Origin of the sequence: Thermorhabdus hydrogeniformans, assembly GCF_049310025.1 — a bacterium.
Lineage (GTDB): Bacteria > Bacillota > Thermosediminibacteria > Thermosediminibacterales > Tepidanaerobacteraceae > JBJYKD01.
The window spans coordinates 1-263 of record NZ_JBJYKD010000183.1; the positions used below are offsets into that span (position 1 = coordinate 1).

At 59.3% G+C, this 263-nt stretch carries 1 protein-coding gene; it reads right to left on the bottom strand.

What is annotated here, in order from left to right:
- On the bottom strand, positions 1-263 hold a 263-nt coding region (locus ACKX14_RS16040; protein ID WP_422449409.1), incomplete at both ends, for an ATP-binding cassette domain-containing protein.

Sequence of the window (263 nt, forward strand, 5' to 3'; positions counted from 1 at the left end):
GGGTTTGCCTGCTGCCCCAAAAACCGGCGGCCACCAATTCTTCAAGGCTGATAGGAAACTGGCGATCGAGGTTCTGTTGCTGGGGCATAAACGACAGGCCACCTCTGCGTGGAACATCGATCGTCACTTTCCCCGCCAGCGGCTTCTGTAAGCCGGCGATAACTTTCAGCAGGCTGCTTTTGCCGGTGCCGTTGGCGCCGATGATGCCGGTAAGGCTGCCTTTTTCCAGGGTGAAATCCACGGCGGGGGTCAGTGGTTGGCCG